We start from the raw sequence: 18,043 nt of genomic DNA on the forward strand, positions 1-18,043 counted from the left end.
CCTGGCTTTACTGGCTGATGCTCTGCTGCAGCGCCTGAACGGAGGAAACGATGCCGGCATCGACCGACATGGTCAGGTCTTCCATTTCCAGCGACACCCAGTCGTTGTAGCCCATCATGCGCACCACCGAGAAGAACGCCTTCCACCACTGCAGATCCCGGCCGCAGCCGACGGCGACATAGTTCCAGGCGCGGCGGGCCACGTCGTCGATCGGTTTGGTCTCCAGCAGTCCGTTAACCTCAACGACGCCGCGCTCAAGGCGCACGTCTTTGCCGTGCACATGGTGAATGGCGGGGCCGAGGGCGCGGGCCACCGCGATGGGATCCGCACCCATCCAGATCAGGTGGCTGGGATCGAGGTTCAGACCCACCATCGGGCCAACGGCCTCGCGCAGCCGGAATAGCGTTTCCGGGTTCCACACCAGCATGGCGCTGAAGTTTTCCAGCGCAAAGCGCTCGACGCCGCACGCTTTGGCCCGGGCGACCAGCGCCTGCCAATAGGGGATTGCCACTTCATTCCATTGATAATCCAGACAGTTTTTCACCGTCGGCGGCCAGCTGACGGTATAGGTGATCCAGTTGGGAATGGTGTCATGCGGGCTAGCCGGGGGCAGGCCGCTCATCATAACGATCTTTTTCACCCCCAGCAGCCCGGCCAGCTCCAGCGTATTGTCGGTTTGGCGCTGATGGCGTTGCCCCAGTTCGCCGGGATCGAGCGGATTGCCGGAGACGTTGAGCGCGGCGATCTCCATGCCGCGGCTGGCCAGCGCCTGCAGCAGCTGCCGGCGTTTGGCGGGGTTGGCCAGCAGATCGTCGGCATCCAGATGGGGTGCCGGAGACCAGCCGCCGGTGGTCATTTCCACGCCGCACACCCCCAGCTCCAGCAGCCGGTCCAGCATCTGCTCGAAGGGTAAATGGCCCAGGCTGTCGGTACAAAATGAAAGTTTCATGGTGCTTTCCTTATTGGTAATTAACCCAGGTGGCGCCGTTGTCGGCGGAACGAACGCAGTTTTCAATCCAGCGCACACCTTCCAGCCCAGCGTCGATATCCGGGTAGATCAGCGTGGCCAGCGTCTGCCGATCGCCGCGCTGGCTGGCGCTGATGGCGATGGCGAACTTGAGGTAGATATTGGCCCAGGATTCGGCCAGGCCTTCGGTATGCAGCGCGCCGAGCCGCTCTTCGGCCAGGGCGCTGTCGTCCAGATAGGGCATGCCGTGGTGCAGGATCTGGTTGGGTCGCCCCTGGATCTCATAGCGCAATTCGCCGGGCGCAGCGTCGCTCCACTGCAGGCTGGCGAGCGAGCCCACCACGCGGATGCTTTGGCTGTCCATCGCGCCCGCATTGACGGCGGAGGCCCACATGCGGCCGACGGCGCCGTTTTCGTAGTGCATCAGCACCATGGCGTTGTCTTCCAGCGGGGCGCGGGAAGGAATAAAACTCTGGCGATCGCACAGCAGGGAGGCAATCTTCATATCGGGCATCACCAACTGCGAGATGTAGAAGGTGTGGGTGGAGATGTCACCCAGCACAAAAGAGGGGCCGGCGATTTTCGGATCGACGCGCCACTTTTGCGCCTCGAACTTGTCTGCGCTTTCGTTGGCATTGAAGCCGTGGGTGTATTGCAATTCGACCATGCGTATTTCGCCGATGTCGCCGTTCGCGATCATGACGCGCATCTGCATCAGCAGCGGATGGCCGGAGAAGCCGTAGGTTACGCCGACGATCAGGCCTTTCTCCGCCGCCAGCGCCTTAATTTCTCTCGCCTCCGCCGTGGTGAAGAACAGCGGCTTTTCGCAGATGACATGCAGGCCGGCATTCAGCGCGGCGCGCGTAATTTCATAGTGGGTGCCGTTGGGGGTGGCGATGGTCACCACCTCAACGCCATCTTCGCGGTTGGCTTCTTGCGCCAGCAACTGTTGATAGCTGTCATAGCAGCGTTCGGCGGGCACGCCGAGATTAACGCCAAACTCGCGTCCGCGTGCCGCGTCGATATCAAAAGCGCCGGCAACCAGCCGATAGGCGGTGTTGTCGCGCAGTGCGCCGGAACGGTGCTTGTAGCCCACCTGGCTGAGGCGGCCGCCGCCGATCATCGCCCAACGCAGCGGGCGAGGGATGCTTCTTTCACCATTTAACATGCTGACTCCTGATACTGTGGCTTTGCACTCGGGTGCAAAATAGGTTGAAAAAGAGAGTGGCAACGGTTTATTTCTGGTTCATCTGCGCAAATTGCGGGTAGTTTTCTCGCGTTACGGTGGCGTAAGGCACCCAGTTGTAAGGCTCGGTTTTGGCGTGATCCAACAGGGCGCGAGTCACTTGCACCGCGCCGATCGCCTGGGCTTTGGCATCCTGGAAAATGGTCACCGCCAGGTCGCCGGTTTTGATAAATTGCAGGCCGTCGGGCGTGCCGTCGATACCGGCGACCAGCACACCGCTCTTTTTGGCCTGCTTCAGCGCCATGATCGCGCCGATGGCCATCTCATCGTTGTTGGCGGCGATCGCATCGATCGCTACGCCGTTCAGCAACCAGCCGGAAACCACATCGACCGCTTCATTGCGCTGCCATTTTGCGGTCTGTTTTTCTACCACTTTCAGGTCTTTGTGTTTGGCGATCACCGCTTCAACCGCGCGGGTGCGTTCGCGGGTCTCTTCGTTGGAGAGGGCGCCCATCAGGATCGCCACGTTGCCGCGGTAATTCATTTTTTTCGCCAGGGCCTCCATCTGCAGGCGGCCGCTGAGCGCCGAATCGGAGCCGACGTAGGCCGTCGCGCCGCTCAGCGGCACTTCGGGTTTGCGGTTGACGAAGATCAGGGGGATCGCGGCGCGTTTGGCGGCCGCTATCATCGGCTGGACGCCTTGCGTATCAACCGGGTTGAGGATAATGGCGTTCACGCCCTGATTAATCAGATCGTCCACCTGTTGCACCTGCAGGGCGACATCGCCTTTGGCATCGACGAACTGGCCTTGCAGCTGCTGCGCAGCCAGTTCCCGCGCCATTTGGCTGCGCAGGATAGAGACGAAGTTGAGATCGAAGTTGGCCAGCGCTACGCCGACCTGGTAGGTCTTGGCCTGGGCGGTCACCACAAACAGCGAGCAGGCTAACATCAACAACAGTCTGGTTTTTTTCATTACGGTATCCTGTTGAGAAGAGAGGCGTTGTGTAAAAACAGTGTATTTGCAACCGGGTGCAAAGCAGGAGACAAAACGGCGATGCGTCTCTGAATGCCACCGTGAATGTCGACTATGGATAAAATTCGGTCAACAGGGGAAAGGTAAAAACAGCGCTGACGATCACAAACTGTTTATGTTTTGCACCCGGTTGCATAACGATTTGCAATCGGGTGCAAAAACGGGACATAATTGCAGCAGAAATGCCGGCGGGCGCTTAGGGGATCTGAGCGAGCGGGGTATAGTTTGACTTCACCGAAGCAGGGATCGACGCAACCATGATGAAACACCACAAAGCCACCGCCAGCGACGTCGCCGAAAAGGCCGGCGTCTCTAAATGGACGGTATCGCGCGCCTTTACGCCCGGCGCCTCGATCTCGGACAGCGCGCGTGAAAGCGTGCTGGCGGCGGCGGCCGAGCTGGGCTATCGGCCAAATCTGCTGGCGCGCAGCCTGTCGCAAAAACGCACGCACATCATTGGCGTGGCCATCGACGAGATGAAGAACCCGCATTCAATGATGATGCTCGATATGGTGACCAAACAGCTGCAAACCCGCGGTTATATGGCGCTGCTGCTGAACATCACCGCCGGGGAAAACTACCGGGCGGTGATGGCGATGGCCGATCAGCTGCAGGTCGACGGCATTTTGTTCCTGGCGACGGTGTTAACCAAGGAGTGGGCAGCGATCGCGCAAGATCTGCATCAGATACCGCTGGTGCAGGTATGCCGCAATACGGAAAGCGAACACATTGATGTGGTCAATATCGACGGCTACCGCGCCGGCGAAGAGATCGCCGCGCTGCTGATAGAGCAAGGGCATCGGCGTTTTGGTTACATGAAGGGGCCGGACACGCAAAGCAGCCATTTGCTGCGCATGGAAGGCTACCGCGACAAACTGATGGCCGCCGGCTTTCAGTTGGATCGGGTGCTCACCGCCGGCCATTACGATCGCCAACGCGGTTTCCAGCTGATGAGCGAATACCTGCAGGCAACGCCGGAAAGCGAGCGGGTTGAGGCGCTGTTCTGCGAGAACGACGTGTTGGCGCTAGGGGCGCTCGAAGCGCTCAGGCAAACGGCGCCGTCGTCCGCGATGGCCGTGGTAGGTTTCGATGATATCGACGAGGCCGGCTCAGCCAACTGGGCGCTGACCAGCTACAGCCAACGCATCGACCGGCTGGTCGAAGAGGCCTTGAATCGCCTGATCGACAATCGCGCCACGGCAGACGGCGCCTGGCGGCACGGGGAATTGCGGGTTCGGCGGTCGCATGTGAAGCAAGACGAAATTCAGATCGCTGATTGAGTGCATGGCGGATAACATTTCCGCCATGTCCGCCATGCTAAAATTATGGCGTTTTATCTGGCACAGAGATAAGCCAGGGTGTAGCAGAGCTATTTTTTATGGCTTCAATATAATTTTCCACCATAATCTGATTTCTTTCAGATATTTCACAAAATATTACCAGTTGGCCGAATAGTTCAGTGTCATCATTGATTTTATCAGGAATTACTTCCGGAATGAATGTAATAGCGCGTTTAGACAACGTTCGAACGGTGAATTTTTTGCCAAACTCAGGTTGGCTATCAAACGCATTAACGCCAATTTCCAGTAAATTCAAAGAGGGTGAACAGATGGCATACCATGTTTTTTTATAGCAAAAAATGCCGCTTTTGAATTCTGGCATTCCTTTGAAATTAATTGAATTTTCCGTTTTTATTCGCTTTATGGCAGTTAATGTATACTTTTTCGTTGAGTATACATCCTTGAGGAAAATGGCAACGCATAAAAAAATAAAACCTGCTGCAAGAAAAGAAAACATGGCAATCAGGATGCCAGTAACAGAAAGATCTGAATTGAGCAAGAGTATTATTGCAATAGCGATAACTAGATATGAAGCTATATTTATCAACCCATCTTTTTTTGTGATGTCCTTCCTGAATTTAACAATAAAATAAATTACCGCAGCAAAGGCTAAACCATAAAAAAAGAGTAATGACCGATCGGGCATGATTCCATTCGCCAAAAAATTGATATTGCGTTTAATTTATAGTAATGGTTTAAAATAAGCAATATCAGGTTTGATTTTCAACCGTTACGGCAGGAATCACATCAGCTTAAATCTGAACACTGTGAGTTTCTTGTCTCCAGATTTCACGTAGCGCGATCAAAAAGGAGGGCATTTTGATCCATTTTGCAGAGTGGCTTAGCCACATCCAGGCGCTTGAGGTTGAACTGCACCAGCCAACAACGCGCTGCGATCCGAAGCGTGTCGCGGCATTGCTGCATGAAGACTTTGAAGAGATTGGCCGCTCAGGCCTACGTTATGACAAACGCCAGACCGTTGCGGCGCTGGAGATGGAAACGGATTATCCGCAGATTTTCGCCGAAGGTTTTAAGCTGGCGCAAATCAGTGATAGCGCCGTATTGCTGACGTATAAAAGTTTTCAGCGTGACGCGCAGGGCCACGCCGTGCGTTGCACAGAGCGTTCGTCGATTTGGCTTCTGACAGCCAAGGCAGGTTGGCAGATGCGGTTTCATCAAGGCACGCCGACTGATGATTGAGCCTGGTTTAAAATCCGATCTAATGGAATGACAACAAGCCTGGCAGAAAGACAGATGTCGGAGGGATAAAGCTGCAGGTGAGGAGAGAAGATGCTCAGGGATGGCCCTGGTGCGTATCCAGTAATTCAATTTAACATAATATACATTATGCGCACCAAGGTAATGATATGTGGATTTTGCCGTCCAGGCCTGATTATGGGCTTTCTCCTGCGGCCAATCATGCCAGCGCCGGCTGCTCATGCCGCTGAACTAATTCGTTTTTCAACCGGCCATAAGCCCGGCGGTCTTCTGCTGTCTGGTGTTTGTGTTGCTCGGCAACACCATGATGCTTGCGCATATAATCTCTGAACGCCAACTGTCTGATCGCCTGTTCACTTGCTGCAGCAACGCCTGCCGGTAATGCCGTTCTCGCCACGCGGCGTAGGTCTCATGTCATGCATCTTGTCATTCACACCATCCAACGCCGCCAGCCTTTCAATCTTCAGCAAGATATCAATCGTTGGTTTGGCACTGCTGTACTGCCGATATGATGAATTGCCGTTAATACGCCAGCCAATATCTCGCGTAGTTTCAGCGCTGCATCTTTATAACGCGGATCATAAGGCTCGACCGTGATGATGCGCTCTGTCATTTTCCGCTCCAATAATGATGACCGGACATGATTTCAATGGCGCATCTCCGCCGATAAGGAGTAAAAATCCCCTGCTTTTTTGATCGCGCTACGTAAAATCTGGCAAAACGTGGCTGCTACGTACCGCAGATTTCTCCAAAATGCGTCATTTCAACGGGCACTATTTGTACGCTAAATGCGCATTGGCGTCCGTTTTCATCGTTTTCGGCGCCCACCACGGCGTTGGCTATACTGAATGGGGACACATCCCAGGAGCCTCCCCATGTTTGACCATGTGAAATTTGGCGTCAGCGACTTTGCCCTTAGTAAAGCGTTTTTCCTCAATGCACTCGCGCCGCTGGGCGTAAAGATCGTTGCCGAAGGCGAACCCGGCTATGGCGTCGAACTTTGTCACGATCGGGGTAACGTGTCATTGTGCCTGTTTCAAACCGATGAAAAACCGGCGCATCTGCACCTGGCATTTGCCGCAAGCAGCCGTGAACAGGTCGATGCGTTCTACCACGCCGCGCTAAATGCCGGCGGCAAAGACAATGGCGCACCCGGTTTGCGGCCCAATTACCATGCCCACTACTATGCGGCATTTGTGATCGGCCCGGATGGCCACAATATCGAAGCGGTGTGCCATAACCCGATGAGCTAGTAATTTTTCCAGCTAAAACAGCATATTAATCACGAGATGATGCACGCTATTTAACATAACGCAATTGTGACGTGGTCATTTAACGTTACCCCGTCACGTCAATCCACTCTGCTCCGGTGATGCTGGCCAGGCGTTGTGGCGCAATTCTCACGCCTGAGTTATCGCTGCCGCCTGCCGGAAGCACTTCACCGTAGCGGCACAGGCTGCGATCGCAGTAAATTCTTACCGCTGCCGGTGCGGCAAAGGGGCAAACGCCGCCCGGTGGATAGCCGGTCAGCGACTCCACCTCCTCCGCCGGCAGCATGCGCGCCTTTACGCCGAAGAATTGTTTGTACTTCTTGTTATCGATTCTGGCGGTTCCCGCCATCACCAACAGCACTACGCCGTCGTTCACGCGAAACGACAGCGTCTTGGCGATCTGCCCGCTCTCCACGCCAAAGGCTTCCGCCGCCAGCGCCACCGTAGCGGTATTCTTTGCCAGCACCGTCACCGCCGTTTCCGGCGCGTGCTCGGCCAGAAATCGCTGAACGCGCTCTATACTCATGCCCATCCTCCCGATGTTGTAAGCCATTGATAATGCCGCAGTGAGGGTTTCGGTTTTAACATCGCATGCTAAAAATGAGAATCAAAATTGTTCAAATCGGTGAATCTGAACAAAGCTTTAAGGGGCCAACGCCCTTTTTTACCTATCATTTTTCATGGAGATACCTGCATGACCACGCAAACGACAGCAAGGCCTTCAGCGGTCGCGGTGGCCGTCTATGAATGGCTCAATCCGATACCCTACGGATTTTTCACCGCTGCGCTGATTTTCGACATTATCTATGCCTGCACGGCGAATATTCAATGGGTCAACGGTGCCAGCTGGCTGATCGCCATCGGCCTGATTTTTGCCATTATTCCCCGTCTGATTAACCTGGTGCAGGTGTGGTTCGGCAGCGGCCGGCTGCAGGGGCCATCGGTCAAGCTCCATTTCTGGCTGAACTTGCTGGCCATCGTTCTCGCCATCATCAACGCTTTCGTGCATAGCCGGGATGCGTATGCCGTGGTGCCGCAAGGTCTGGTGCTGTCTGCGATCGTGGTCGCGCTGCTGAGCCTCGCCAACATTCTGCTGGCCGTGGGCGCCCGCGCAAAATAATAAGGAGGTTTTCATGAAGCTATCATCGATCGCGATTGCGCTTTCGGCCGTGTTGGCGCTGGCCGGCTGCGATAACAGCGCCGTCATTTCACCGGAACAACAAATGGGGCCGGATCCGACGTTGCCGGCGGCGCAAGACTTCCTGATGCCGCCGATGCAGGTGCCAAAGGGCGTCGGCTGGCAGCAAAATCAGATGCCGAAAGTGGCCGAAGGCTTGAAAATCGATAAGGTGGCGGACGGTTTGCTGCACCCGCGCCAGCTGCTTACCCTGCCCAACGGCGATGTTTTGGTGATGGAAGCCAACGGGCCGGGCACCGAAGCGGTGAGCACGCCCAAGCAGCTGATCGCCGGTTTGGTGAAGGGCCAGTCCGGTAAAGGCGGCAAAGGGGGCAACCGGATTACCCTGCTGCGCCCAACCGCCGATGGTAGCTGGGAAAAGCATATCTTCCTCGAAGGGCTCGATTCGCCGTTCGGCGTCCAGCTGATTGGCAACACCCTGTATGTGGCCAACACCGGCAACATCATGCAGTACGCCTATCAGCCGGGCGAAACGCGCATCAGCGATGCGGGTAAAGAGCTGGCCGATCTGCCGGACACCATCAACCATCATTGGACCAAGGCCCTGCTGGCCAGCCCGGACGGTAAAAAGCTGTATGTTGGCGTCGGTTCAAACAGCAACATCACCGAAAACGGCCTGGCCGTAGAGTACCGCCGCGCCGCCGTGCTGGAAGTGGACACCGCCTCCGGTGCCAGCCGCATCTTCGCCAGCGGCCTGCGCAACCCGACCGGGCTGCAGTGGGAACCGCACAGCGGCAAGCTATGGGCCATCGTCAACGAGCGTGACGAGATCGGCGCCGATCTGGTGCCGGACTACCTGACCTCGGTGCAGGACGGCGGCTTCTACGGCTGGCCTTACAGCTATTTCGGCCAGCACGTCGATCGGCGGGTGCAGCCGGCGCGGCCGGATCTGGTGGCGAAAGCCATCAAGCCGGACTACGCCCTCAGCTCCCACGTCGCGCCGCTGGGGCTGCTGTTCTACACGGCGAACGCTCTGCCGGCCGAGTATCGCGGCGGCGCCTTCGTCAGCGAACACGGCAGCTGGGATCGCTCGCCGCTGAACGGCTACCGGGTCAGTTACGTGGCGTTTGAGCAAGGCAAGCCGGTCGGCAAACTCAAAGCGGTAGTCACCGGCTTTGTCTCCGACGACGAGAAGGAACTCTATGGCGCACCGGTAGGATTAACGGTCGACAAGGCCGGCGCCCTGCTGATTGCGGATGACGTGGGCAACACCGTTTGGCGCGTCAGCGCTAAATAACGTTAACGGGCAGGTTCTGGGGAATCTGCCCGTGACATCGTCACTCAATACCCTGCGCCAACCAGACCGTTCTTCCCCCGCAGGCGGGATCTTCCACCACATGGTCAACCACGCGGAAGCCGTTCTCCTGCAATAAACGTCTGTACTCCTCCGGCGCCAGGCTGGCGTGAAACAGCGGCTGGCCTTCGAAGCTGCCGATCGCCACGCCGTCGGCTGGGCCGCTGGTGAACATCAGTGCGGCGTGCGGCCCAGCATGCCGTCTGAACAGCGGAAACATGCGACGCTGATCGTCGCACGCCAGATGAAAGAAGCTGTCCCAGGCCAGCAGGCCGTCGAACTTCGCCGGCAAATCCAGCTGGCGCATATCCATTTGTCGCCATTCCTGCTGCGGGAAACGCTGCCGGCAGCGCGCGATCATCGCCTGAGCACCATCGACGCCGGTGACCCGATACCCCTGTTCGATAAAATAGGCGGCGATCGGCGCGCCATTGCCGCAGCCGAGATCCAGCAGCCGCGCATTGGCCGGGGTGAGCTGCAAAAAGCGATCGAGCCACGGCCGTTCAAACAGCGTGGTGGGTCTGAGGCGTTCCCAGGCGGCGGCATGTTCGTCATAAAGTGGGATAATGGTGCTCGCCAGTTTTTCCGTCATTAATATTGTCCCCATCACGTTATTGGTGCCAAAAAAATAGCCTTTGGTCAGAATTAAAGCGCTTATTCGATAATATATTCATCAATAGACCGTTGACCAGAAATAAAAGGTTTTAACATTTCGACATAAACCAGTACAATTCCCTACCCTGTGTTAACCCTTTTTTTAGGTTGATTGTGTCGTTAATTCAGCGCTCTACATCGCGAAATCGGGCCGCCGCCTGGTTAGGGGTGTTTGCCATTCTGATGTTGTTCATTGCGCCGGTGGTCTCGCGATCCCTGGAGCATGTGCGCGCCGGAAGTGCTGGAACGACCGTCATGGCGGATTGCGGCATGGATATGCCGATGCATCACGGGATGCACTCGCCGCCGCCTGAGCCTGAGAAAGCCTCACAGCCACTGATGCAGCACGGCGGCGGCCACCACAACATGGCGATGATGATGGACGACAGCGCCTGCGGCTACTGCGTGCTGTTGTTGCACGCGCCGCTGCTGGACGTGAGCCACGGCCCGCTGTTCTGGTCCCAGTCGCTGGCTTCGCGCCCGCCGCCGATCCACTATCTCGTCCCTCTGTTTGCCCACGTTGTTCACACCGAATTACAGCCGCGCGCGCCCCCCATCTCTTTCCTCTGATTTAACAATAAGCCCATTGCCGTTCTCTGTATTGCCGTTGATCGTTTCAACCCGGCGGAATTAATTCGCCCAACGGTTAATCATCGAGACGACATTATTAATCCGGTTATTTCCAGGTTGATGGAATTAACCCCCGTATTTTCCGATGGTGATTTTCGCCAGGCCGCCCCACACCTGAATAATCCCTCGGCCAAGTACGGAAAAAGTTAGCTTAAGGAAAGATGATGTTTAAACCGACTTATAAAAAGAACGCCGTCACCCGCGCCATTACCACCGCCATGCCGCTGTTTCTGCTGGCCGGCCACGCGGCGCAGGCGCATCAACACCCTGCCGGCGCACAGGTTAATGATGGCGACGTGATCACCGTCACCGCGCCGCTCTACTCCCCGTTGACCATCGTCACCTCGCCGAAAACCCCACGCCAGCCGGTGCCGGCCAGCGACGGTTCGGACTACCTGAAAACCATCCCCGGCTTTTCGCAGATCCGCAACGGCGGCACCAACGGCGACCCGGTGTTCCGCGGCATGTTCGGCTCTCGGTTGAAGATCCTCACCGACGGTTCGGAAATGCTGGGCGCCTGCCCAGCGCGGATGGATGCACCGACCTCTTACATCTCGCCGGAAAGCTTCGATCTGTTGACCATTACCAAGGGGCCGCAGACGGTGCTGTGGGGGCCGGGATCGTCGGCGGGCACGGTGCGCTTCGAGCGTGAACGCCCGCGCTTCGACAAGCCGGGTATCAAGGGCAACGCCAGCGTGCTGACCGGCTCCAACGGCCGCTGGGACGAGAACATCGACGCCAGCCTCGGCGCCGAACAAGGCTACCTGCGGGTGATGGCCAACAAATCCCGTTCCAACGACTATCAGGACGGCACGAATACGCGCGTGCCATCGCGCTGGGACAAGTGGAACGGCGATCTGGCGCTCGGCTGGACGCCGGACGCCGACACGCTGCTGGAAGTAACTATGGGCCGCGGCAACGGCGAAGCGCGCTATGCCGGCCGCAGCATGGATGGTTCGCAGTTCAAACGCGAAAGCCTGGGCATGCGGGTGGAGAAATCTAACATCGGCGACGTGCTGGATAAGCTGGAAGCGCAGGTCTACTACAACTACGCCAACCACGTGATGGACAACGTCACCCTGCGCTCGCCGGGCAGCGGTGGCATGGCTGGGCACGGGGGGCATGGCGGCATGAGCATGGGGATAGGCGGCCACGGCGGGCACATGATGTCCTCCGGCATGACGATGCAGCTCGATCGCCGCACCGTCGGCGGCCGCGTGATGGGCACCTGGCAGTGGCAGGACGTGAAGCTTGAAAGCGGCCTGGACACCCAAACCAACACCCACCGCAGCATGAACCACGGCAGCTGGGAAAAAGACGCCCAGTTCAACAGCTACGGCGCCTTCAGTGAACTGACCTGGTCCACCAGCGAACAGGATAAACTGATCGGCGGCGCGCGCCTCGACCGCACCCTGGTGGAGAATTTCCGCAGCGCCAGCGCTGGGAAACGTTCGGACACCCTGCCGAGCGGCTTTATGCGCCTGGAGCATACGCTGGCCGACCTGCCGCTGATGCTGTATGCCGGCGTCGGTTATACCGAGCGCTTCCCGGATTACTGGGAGCTGTTCTCGCCGAAGCTTGGCCCGAACGGCAGCAAGGATCCGTTCTCCAGCGTCAAGAGCGAGAAAACCACGCAGCTCGACATCGGCGCTCAGTACAACGGCAAACGCTTCAACGGCTGGGTTTCCGCTTATGTGGGCCGCGTCGATGATTTCATCCTGTTCAAATACGATCCGCACAACGCGCGCCTCAGCCAGGCCGATAACGTCAACGCCAACATCATGGGCGGCGAAATGGGCATGGGTTATCAGCTGAGCGAGCACTGGAAAACCGACGCCAGCCTGGCCTACTCCTGGGGCAAAAATAGCAGCGACGGCCGGCCGCTGCCGCAGATCCCGCCGCTGGAGGCACGCTTGGGGCTGACCTATGAGTACGGCGACTGGAGCGGCACCGGCCTGTGGCGTCTGGTCAGCAGCCAACACCGCGTGGCGATCAACGAAGGCAACGTGGTAGGCAAAGACTTTGCCGAAAGCGCCGGCTTCGGCGTGCTTTCCGCCAACGCCGCCTACAAGGTGAATAAAAACGTCAAGCTGAGCGCCGGTCTGGATAACATCCTGAACAAGACCTACAGCGAACACCTCAACCTGGCGGGCAACAGCGCCTTCGGGTATTCGGCCAACAGCGCGGTGAATGAACCGGGCCGCACCCTGTGGGCCAAGGTTAACGTCACCTTCTAAAGCGTACACCGGGCGGTGGGCAACCGTCGCCCGGTCAGGCGATATGCGATCCGGTTCTTAGGATATGAGTTTTAAGTTTTTCCCATTCGGTTGAGCGGCGATTAGTATCACTCTCAATGTAATCAAGGATCCGGAGGGAATATGCAAAAGCTCACTCATTTTCTGGCCCTGCTCGGCGAGCTGATGATTGAAAAAGCCGAAGACGCCGCGCCGCAGGCTGCTCAGCCTGACGATCGTGACGACGCGTTGCCGCCGCGCCTCGAACGTGGGGTTCCGCTGGCCGACCGCTTCCTGTTCATGTAATTCCCCTCACTGTCTTTTGGTCCGGCACGTTCCGATATTTCATTATCGGACGTCTGCGTCTATCTTCTGTCGATGGTTCAAGCCGATTCATCATAGGAGAGAGCAACGCAATGAAGATCAGAACGGTAACCCCGCAAGACGCTGAAGCCCTGACGCAGTTATTGAATGAGGTGATCGGCGCCGGCGGCACGACGGCGATAGAAACGCCCCTCACCCCCGCCGAATTCAGCGAATGGTTCATCAGCGGCAGCAATGCGCTGAGCTGCCAGGTCGCGGAGGTGGATGGGCTGTTGGTGGGCTTCCAGGCGCTGAGCGCAGATGATGCCCTGCCGCCCGATACCGCAGATATTGCCACCTTCTCCCGCCTGTCGCCGAAGGTGCGCGGCGTCGGCAGTGCGTTGTTCCCTGCCACATTAGCGGCGGCGAAGTCGCACGGTTTCAAGCACATCAACGCCACCATTCGGGCGGATAACGTCGGTGGCCTCGCCTACTATCACAAAATGGGCTTTCGCGATTACGATCGTTTGCCGCAGGTGCCGCTCAGCGATGGCACGCCGATCGACAGAATCAAAAAACGCTTCTCCCTTTAACCCGCCAACCCGCTCACACTGAACGCACGATATGTTCGCGCAGCCACCGGTGAGCGGGATCCCGGTGCGATCGTTCGTGCCACAGCATGGTCATTTCAAAGCCCGGCACCGCCAGCGGCGGCTCGAGCCGTTGTAATAAAGGCTGGTTGCGCACCAGCCGCTCCGGCAGCATCGCCACCAAATCGGACTGCGTCAGCACCGAGATAACGAACAGAAAATGTGGCACGGAAAGCACCACCCGCCGCGTCAGCCCCACGTCCGCCAACGCCCTGTCGGTCATGCCATAGAACCCGCCGCCGTCCGGCGAGACCATCACCTGCTCCAATTGGCAAAATTGCGCCGGCGTCAGCCTGGCATGCAGCTTGGGGTGGCCGACCCGGCCCACCAGCACATAGCGTTCGCTAAACAGCGTGCGCTGCCGCAGGCCGGATGGCGCACCTTCTCGGGTATGAAACGCTAGGTCGATTTCCCCTTGCTCCGCCCGTTTGGCGAGGCGCGCCGGGGCGATCTCCAGCACCGCCAGCCGGGTGCCGGGCGCCGCCGTGCGTAAACCGTTCAGCGCCGGCAGCACGATGGTGGATTCGCCGTAGTCAAAGGCGGCCACGCGCCAGGTATCGGTCGCCACGGCGGGATCGAACGGCGTCGCCGGCGTCACCGCCAACTCGAGCGCCGCCAATGCCTGACGTAACGGTTCCCGCAGCTGTTCCGCTCTGGCGGTCGGACGCATGCCGCGCGGGCCGGGCAACAGCAGCGGATCGTCAAAGATCGCCCGCAGTTTGGCGAGATGCACGCTGACCGCCGGCTGGGAGAAATTGAGCCGCTGTGCCGCGCGCGTGACGTTGTGCTCTGCCAGCAGCGCGTCGAGCGTCACCAGCAGGTTGAGATCCAGCCGCCTTAAATTATTCATAGTTATACCTGGGATAACGGTAATTCATTTCTAATATACCGACTAACACCCTAACCTGCAGCTCTCACACCAAGGAGAGCTGTTATGAATGTGCTGATTGTTTACGCCCACCCGGAGCCGCTGTCGCTGACCGGCTCACTGAAAAACTTCGCCGTTGAACGCCTGACGCAGGCCGGCCATCAGGTACAGGTGTCCGACCTGTACGCCATGAAGTGGAAAGCGACGCTCGACGCTGACGACAGTCTGGAAGGCCCGGCAACGGCTCGTTTCGATCCTTCGCTGGATTCGCAGCGCGCGTTCGCCAACGGCATGCAGAGCGCCGATATCGAACGGGAGCAGCAAAAATTGCGCTGGGCGGACGCGGTGCTGCTGCAGTTTCCGCTGTGGTGGTTCTCGATGCCGGCGATCCTCAAAGGCTGGGTGGAGCGTGTGTATGCTTACGGTTTTGCCTACGGCGTGGGTGAGCATTCCGACACCCATTGGGGTGACCGTTACGGCGAGGGGTCGCTGGCGGGCAAACGGGCGATGCTGATCGTCACCGCCGGCGGCTGGGAGTCTCATTACGCCCCGCGCGGCATCAACGGGCCGATCGACGATATCCTGTTCCCGATCCAGCACGGCATGCTGCACTACCCAGGGTTCGAGGTGCTGCCGCCGTTCGTCACCTACCGCGCCGGCAAAACCGATGAGGCACGCTTTGCCGCCCTGTGCGAGCAGCTCGGGCAGCGGCTGGATAATCTGTGGAACGCCGAGCCAATCCGCTTTCGGCGGCAGAACGCCGGTGACTATCTGATCCCGCAGCTGACGCTGAAAGCGCATCTCGCGCCGGGGCAAAACGGTTTCGGCGTTCACATCGAGTAGCCGGATGCGCACGCCCGGGCGCATCCGGGGCGTGCCCTTAATTCAGGGCGGCGAGAAATGCCTGGTAGCCTTGCGCGCTGCGATCCAATTCGTGGGATTGCAGCGGCTCCACCGCCCCGTCCGATGCGGCCTCCTTGCCGTAAAAGGCGAAGAACGAGGCATAGTCGGCCCGCACGTAGCCGGCGGTGACTTCAAACGGCCGGAAGATTTCCTCCAGCGAATAACGATAGCGCCCGTCGCGCGCATAATCCTCTGCACGCACCCCCGCCGTGACCGCCAACGCCAGCTTCTTGTTTTGCATCTTGTAGCCGCTGCGGGAACCGTAGGCCCAGCCGTAGGTGAGCACGTCGTCCAGCCATTTTTTCAGCAGCGGCGGGCTGCTGAACCAGAAAATCGGGAACTGCAGTACGATGTTGTCATGGGCTTCAATCAGCCGCTGCTCTTGGGCGACGTCGATCTGCCAATCCGGATAGGCCTGATGCAGTTCGTGCACGGTATACCGCTCCGGATAGCGCCGCAGCTCCTCCAGCCAGCGTTTGTTGACCACCGAGTTCGCCATATCGGGATGGGTCACCACCACCAAGGTTTTCATATCGATTTCTCCAGTCAGGTGTCTATCGGCGCATCATAGGTTATGCTGGAACAATGTAAAATACGCACACTCGCGACACATACTTACCCTGGAGAAAGTACCTAATAACCGCCGAATCCCACTGCAGCCCAACGGGCATCAGCCTCGAAGACACCGGCTATGGCTATACGCTGTCGGTGATCAACGGCAAATATAAAATGATTATTCTCTACTGGCTGGCGTTGTATAAGCCGGTATTGCGGTTCAACGAGCTGCAGCGCTGCATCGGCACCATTTCGTACAAAACGCTGAGTTCGACGCTCAAAGAGCTGGAAAAAGATCGCCTGGTGGTGAGAAAGGAGTATCCGCAGATCCCGCCCAAGGTGGAGTACAGCCTGTCCGAGCGCGGGCGTTCGCTGATCCCGGTGATCGACATGATGTGCAACTGGGGGGAGCAGCACCGGCCGGAACAGCCGGTGCCGTGAGGGGTTAGTTGTCTGCCGCCGCTGAGGTTGCCGGCGCGGGCTCATCGTGCTCGACCAAGGCGTTCGCAGGCCGGCACTGGCGCAGCGTGCGCACGCTGAAGGCCACCAGCACGCCGAGCACGGCGGCGAATGCGCCGAACGACAGCACGCTCATCAACGGAGTAAACACCCTGCCCAGTACGCCGAGCCCCAGCGCGCCGATCGAATCGCCGGTTACGTCCTGCGCGGTGCCGAGGCTGTTCACCCGCCCCAGCAGATGATCCGGTGTGTTGCTCTGGATCAGCATGAATTGCAGGAGCGAGGCGATGGCATTGGCGTAGCCGTAGCACACCAGCGCCAGCAGCGCCGGCGCCAGGTGGCTGAACAGCCCCAGCGAAGCGATAGCGGTAAATGCGACGATGGCGGCGACCAGGATCAGCACGCCAGGTCGAGAGAAACGCCCCACCCAGCCGCTGGTCAGCGCGCCCAGCATCGCGCCGAGCGGCACCGCGGAATACATCAGGCCGATAGAGGACGCCCCGACGTGGTAAGCGTCCTGCGCCAGCGCCGGGAACAGCACCCTGACGGCACCGACGATGCTCATCAGCATTCCCAGCAGCACCACCGACCCCACCACCTTATTGCGCCAGACAAACTGGAAGCCGCTGGCGAGCGCGCGCAGCGGGTGTTCCGGCTCCTGCTGCTGCGGCAACAGCGTCGGCAGGCGCACCAGCGGGATCAGGGTGCCCAGCGTCCCGGCGGCGGCCACGGCGAACGCCAGCCCCACGCCGCCGAACACGATGATAATCCCGCCCAGCGCCGGCGCCAGGATCGCGCCGATGCGCACCGTTACCATACTCAAGGCCCCCGCCGCCGCCAGGTTTTCGCGCCCGACCAGCAGCGGGATCACCGCCATCAGCGCCGTCATGCCCAGCGCGCCGAAGAACCCGTCCCAGGCCGCCAGCAGGTAAAGCGCCCACAGCGACGGCGACGGGGCGAAGGCGTTCAGACTCAGGGCGACAAAGCCCAGCCCGCAGGTGCCGCGCGCAAACAGGATCAGCTTGCGGCGATCGTAGCGATCGGCGAGCACGCCACCCAGCATCAGGCCGATAAACATGCCCACCCCGTCCAGCGCCACCGCCACGCCCACCTGCAACGTGGAGCCGGTCATCGCCTGGATCTGAATCGGCACCCCCACCGCCAACATGCCGAGGGAAAACACCGACAGCATGCGGGCGCAGAAAATCGCGCGGAAATGCGCATTGCTTCTCAGCAAACTGAAATCAAGAAAAAAAGAAGGTCTGGCCATAGTGTCCTGC

General features: G+C 58.8%; 21 protein-coding genes. 11 read left to right on the plus strand and 10 right to left on the minus strand.

Annotated elements, in window-relative coordinates; translation table 11 throughout:
- Positions 1-7: 7 nt before the first annotated feature.
- From SSARUM_RS11810 to SSARUM_RS11820, 3 genes are all read right to left on the minus strand, one after another.
- A complete protein-coding gene (locus SSARUM_RS11810) occupies positions 8-949 on the minus strand; it encodes a sugar phosphate isomerase/epimerase family protein (RefSeq protein WP_033648329.1) in 942 nt (313 codons plus the stop codon).
- Between the two features lie 10 nt (positions 950-959).
- Complete coding sequence (locus tag SSARUM_RS11815) at positions 960-2,135, minus strand: Gfo/Idh/MocA family protein (RefSeq protein ID WP_060387759.1); 1,176 nt, start codon at positions 2,133-2,135, stop codon at positions 960-962.
- 67 nt (positions 2,136-2,202) lie between these two features.
- Entirely contained in the window at positions 2,203-3,126 is a 924-nt protein-coding gene (locus SSARUM_RS11820; protein WP_043147476.1) for a substrate-binding domain-containing protein, read from the minus strand.
- Positions 3,127-3,443: 317 nt separating this feature from the next.
- On the opposite strand from SSARUM_RS11820, the gene SSARUM_RS11825 reads away from it, so the two are divergent.
- Positions 3,444-4,466 carry a LacI family DNA-binding transcriptional regulator gene (locus SSARUM_RS11825; protein ID WP_039566105.1) on the plus strand — a complete coding sequence of 341 codons (1,023 nt, stop codon included), beginning with the start codon at positions 3,444-3,446 and terminating at the stop codon, positions 4,464-4,466.
- Between the two features lie 43 nt (positions 4,467-4,509).
- Here the strand turns inward: SSARUM_RS11825 and SSARUM_RS11830 are convergent, their stop codons facing one another.
- Positions 4,510-5,172 carry a hypothetical protein gene (locus SSARUM_RS11830; RefSeq protein WP_039566103.1) on the minus strand — a complete coding sequence of 221 codons (663 nt, stop codon included), beginning with the start codon at positions 5,170-5,172 and terminating at the stop codon, positions 4,510-4,512.
- A 173-nt stretch (positions 5,173-5,345) separates the two neighbouring features.
- Between SSARUM_RS11830 and SSARUM_RS11835 the strand changes: the two genes are divergently transcribed.
- Positions 5,346-5,726 (plus strand): nuclear transport factor 2 family protein, encoded by a 381-nt coding sequence (locus SSARUM_RS11835; protein ID WP_039566101.1) that lies wholly within the window; start codon positions 5,346-5,348, stop codon positions 5,724-5,726.
- Positions 5,727-6,207: 481 nt separating this feature from the next.
- Here SSARUM_RS11835 and SSARUM_RS11840 read toward each other — a convergent pair whose 3' ends face one another.
- Positions 6,208-6,357 carry a GrpB family protein gene (locus SSARUM_RS11840; protein ID WP_080281293.1) on the minus strand — a complete coding sequence of 50 codons (150 nt, stop codon included), beginning with the start codon at positions 6,355-6,357 and terminating at the stop codon, positions 6,208-6,210.
- Between the two features lie 262 nt (positions 6,358-6,619).
- Here SSARUM_RS11840 and SSARUM_RS11845 point away from each other — a divergent pair, with 262 nt between their 5' ends.
- On the plus strand, positions 6,620-6,997 hold the full coding sequence (locus tag SSARUM_RS11845) for a VOC family protein (protein WP_033648335.1): 378 nt from the start codon (positions 6,620-6,622) through the stop codon (positions 6,995-6,997).
- Between the two features lie 85 nt (positions 6,998-7,082).
- Here SSARUM_RS11845 and SSARUM_RS11850 read toward each other — a convergent pair whose 3' ends face one another.
- Complete coding sequence (locus SSARUM_RS11850) at positions 7,083-7,541, minus strand: YbaK/EbsC family protein (protein WP_033648336.1); 459 nt, start codon at positions 7,539-7,541, stop codon at positions 7,083-7,085.
- 168 nt (positions 7,542-7,709) lie between these two features.
- On the opposite strand from SSARUM_RS11850, the gene SSARUM_RS11855 reads away from it, so the two are divergent.
- Entirely contained in the window at positions 7,710-8,135 is a 426-nt protein-coding gene (locus SSARUM_RS11855; RefSeq protein WP_033648337.1) for a DUF2231 domain-containing protein, read from the plus strand.
- A 13-nt stretch (positions 8,136-8,148) separates the two neighbouring features.
- Positions 8,149-9,450, plus strand: a complete 1,302-nt coding sequence (locus SSARUM_RS11860) for a PQQ-dependent sugar dehydrogenase (RefSeq protein ID WP_060387762.1) — start codon at positions 8,149-8,151, stop codon at positions 9,448-9,450.
- Positions 9,451-9,490: 40 nt separating this feature from the next.
- Here the strand turns inward: SSARUM_RS11860 and SSARUM_RS11865 are convergent, their stop codons facing one another.
- The gene (locus SSARUM_RS11865) at positions 9,491-10,099 is read right to left on the minus strand and encodes a class I SAM-dependent DNA methyltransferase (protein ID WP_043147480.1); all 609 of its coding nucleotides are present in this window, start codon (positions 10,097-10,099) and stop codon (positions 9,491-9,493) included.
- A gap of 245 nt (positions 10,100-10,344) precedes the next feature.
- Here SSARUM_RS11865 and SSARUM_RS11870 point away from each other — a divergent pair, with 245 nt between their 5' ends.
- From SSARUM_RS11870 to SSARUM_RS11885, 4 genes are all read left to right on the plus strand, one after another.
- Positions 10,345-10,731, plus strand: a complete 387-nt coding sequence (locus SSARUM_RS11870) for a DUF2946 domain-containing protein (protein WP_229601686.1) — start codon at positions 10,345-10,347, stop codon at positions 10,729-10,731.
- Between the two features lie 278 nt (positions 10,732-11,009).
- Positions 11,010-13,028, plus strand: a complete 2,019-nt coding sequence (locus SSARUM_RS11875; protein WP_323768651.1) for a TonB-dependent copper receptor — start codon at positions 11,010-11,012, stop codon at positions 13,026-13,028.
- 141 nt (positions 13,029-13,169) lie between these two features.
- On the plus strand, positions 13,170-13,331 hold the full coding sequence (locus SSARUM_RS11880; protein ID WP_180548622.1) for a hypothetical protein: 162 nt from the start codon (positions 13,170-13,172) through the stop codon (positions 13,329-13,331).
- A 110-nt stretch (positions 13,332-13,441) separates the two neighbouring features.
- Entirely contained in the window at positions 13,442-13,921 is a 480-nt protein-coding gene (locus SSARUM_RS11885; RefSeq protein ID WP_060430075.1) for a GNAT family N-acetyltransferase, read from the plus strand.
- A gap of 13 nt (positions 13,922-13,934) precedes the next feature.
- Here SSARUM_RS11885 and SSARUM_RS11890 read toward each other — a convergent pair whose 3' ends face one another.
- Positions 13,935-14,828: a LysR family transcriptional regulator gene (locus tag SSARUM_RS11890; protein ID WP_060418861.1), complete on the minus strand. Its 894-nt coding sequence runs from the start codon at positions 14,826-14,828 to the stop codon at positions 13,935-13,937.
- A gap of 84 nt (positions 14,829-14,912) precedes the next feature.
- Here SSARUM_RS11890 and SSARUM_RS11895 point away from each other — a divergent pair, with 84 nt between their 5' ends.
- Positions 14,913-15,689: an NAD(P)H-dependent oxidoreductase gene (locus SSARUM_RS11895; protein WP_060430077.1), complete on the plus strand. Its 777-nt coding sequence runs from the start codon at positions 14,913-14,915 to the stop codon at positions 15,687-15,689.
- Positions 15,690-15,726: 37 nt separating this feature from the next.
- Here SSARUM_RS11895 and SSARUM_RS11900 read toward each other — a convergent pair whose 3' ends face one another.
- Positions 15,727-16,281: an NAD(P)H-dependent oxidoreductase gene (locus tag SSARUM_RS11900; protein WP_060430079.1), complete on the minus strand. Its 555-nt coding sequence runs from the start codon at positions 16,279-16,281 to the stop codon at positions 15,727-15,729.
- 104 nt (positions 16,282-16,385) lie between these two features.
- Here SSARUM_RS11900 and SSARUM_RS11905 point away from each other — a divergent pair, with 104 nt between their 5' ends.
- Entirely contained in the window at positions 16,386-16,745 is a 360-nt protein-coding gene (locus SSARUM_RS11905; protein ID WP_025302868.1) for a winged helix-turn-helix transcriptional regulator, read from the plus strand.
- Positions 16,746-16,749: 4 nt separating this feature from the next.
- Here SSARUM_RS11905 and entS read toward each other — a convergent pair whose 3' ends face one another.
- Positions 16,750-18,033: an enterobactin transporter EntS gene (entS, locus tag SSARUM_RS11910; RefSeq protein WP_060430081.1), complete on the minus strand. Its 1,284-nt coding sequence runs from the start codon at positions 18,031-18,033 to the stop codon at positions 16,750-16,752.
- Positions 18,034-18,043 lie beyond the last annotated feature (10 nt).

Origin of the sequence: Serratia sarumanii (genome assembly GCF_029962605.1) — a bacterium.
GTDB classification, from domain to species: Bacteria; Pseudomonadota; Gammaproteobacteria; order Enterobacterales; family Enterobacteriaceae; genus Serratia; species Serratia sarumanii.

Excerpts from the sequence above, each read along its gene's own strand:
- SSARUM_RS11810 (WP_033648329.1), bottom strand. The coding sequence starts at position 949 with ATGAAACTTTCATTTTGTACCGACAGCCTGGGCCATTTACCCTTCGAG.
- SSARUM_RS11815 (WP_060387759.1), bottom strand. The coding sequence starts at position 2,135 with ATGTTAAATGGTGAAAGAAGCATCCCTCGCCCGCTGCGTTGGGCGATG.
- SSARUM_RS11820 (WP_043147476.1), bottom strand. The coding sequence starts at position 3,126 with ATGAAAAAAACCAGACTGTTGTTGATGTTAGCCTGCTCGCTGTTTGTG.
- SSARUM_RS11825 (WP_039566105.1), top strand. The coding sequence starts at position 3,444 with ATGATGAAACACCACAAAGCCACCGCCAGCGACGTCGCCGAAAAGGCC.
- SSARUM_RS11830 (WP_039566103.1), bottom strand. The coding sequence starts at position 5,172 with ATGCCCGATCGGTCATTACTCTTTTTTTATGGTTTAGCCTTTGCTGCG.
- SSARUM_RS11840 (WP_080281293.1), bottom strand. The coding sequence starts at position 6,357 with ATGACAGAGCGCATCATCACGGTCGAGCCTTATGATCCGCGTTATAAA.
- SSARUM_RS11845 (WP_033648335.1), top strand. The coding sequence starts at position 6,620 with ATGTTTGACCATGTGAAATTTGGCGTCAGCGACTTTGCCCTTAGTAAA.
- SSARUM_RS11850 (WP_033648336.1), bottom strand. The coding sequence starts at position 7,541 with ATGAGTATAGAGCGCGTTCAGCGATTTCTGGCCGAGCACGCGCCGGAA.
- SSARUM_RS11855 (WP_033648337.1), top strand. The coding sequence starts at position 7,710 with ATGACCACGCAAACGACAGCAAGGCCTTCAGCGGTCGCGGTGGCCGTC.
- SSARUM_RS11860 (WP_060387762.1), top strand. The coding sequence starts at position 8,149 with ATGAAGCTATCATCGATCGCGATTGCGCTTTCGGCCGTGTTGGCGCTG.
- SSARUM_RS11865 (WP_043147480.1), bottom strand. The coding sequence starts at position 10,099 with ATGACGGAAAAACTGGCGAGCACCATTATCCCACTTTATGACGAACAT.
- SSARUM_RS11870 (WP_229601686.1), top strand. The coding sequence starts at position 10,345 with ATGTTGTTCATTGCGCCGGTGGTCTCGCGATCCCTGGAGCATGTGCGC.
- SSARUM_RS11875 (WP_323768651.1), top strand. The coding sequence starts at position 11,010 with ATGCCGCTGTTTCTGCTGGCCGGCCACGCGGCGCAGGCGCATCAACAC.
- SSARUM_RS11880 (WP_180548622.1), top strand. The coding sequence starts at position 13,170 with ATGCAAAAGCTCACTCATTTTCTGGCCCTGCTCGGCGAGCTGATGATT.
- SSARUM_RS11885 (WP_060430075.1), top strand. The coding sequence starts at position 13,442 with ATGAAGATCAGAACGGTAACCCCGCAAGACGCTGAAGCCCTGACGCAG.
- SSARUM_RS11890 (WP_060418861.1), bottom strand. The coding sequence starts at position 14,828 with ATGAATAATTTAAGGCGGCTGGATCTCAACCTGCTGGTGACGCTCGAC.
- SSARUM_RS11895 (WP_060430077.1), top strand. The coding sequence starts at position 14,913 with ATGAATGTGCTGATTGTTTACGCCCACCCGGAGCCGCTGTCGCTGACC.
- SSARUM_RS11900 (WP_060430079.1), bottom strand. The coding sequence starts at position 16,281 with ATGAAAACCTTGGTGGTGGTGACCCATCCCGATATGGCGAACTCGGTG.
- entS (WP_060430081.1), bottom strand. The coding sequence starts at position 18,033 with ATGGCCAGACCTTCTTTTTTTCTTGATTTCAGTTTGCTGAGAAGCAAT.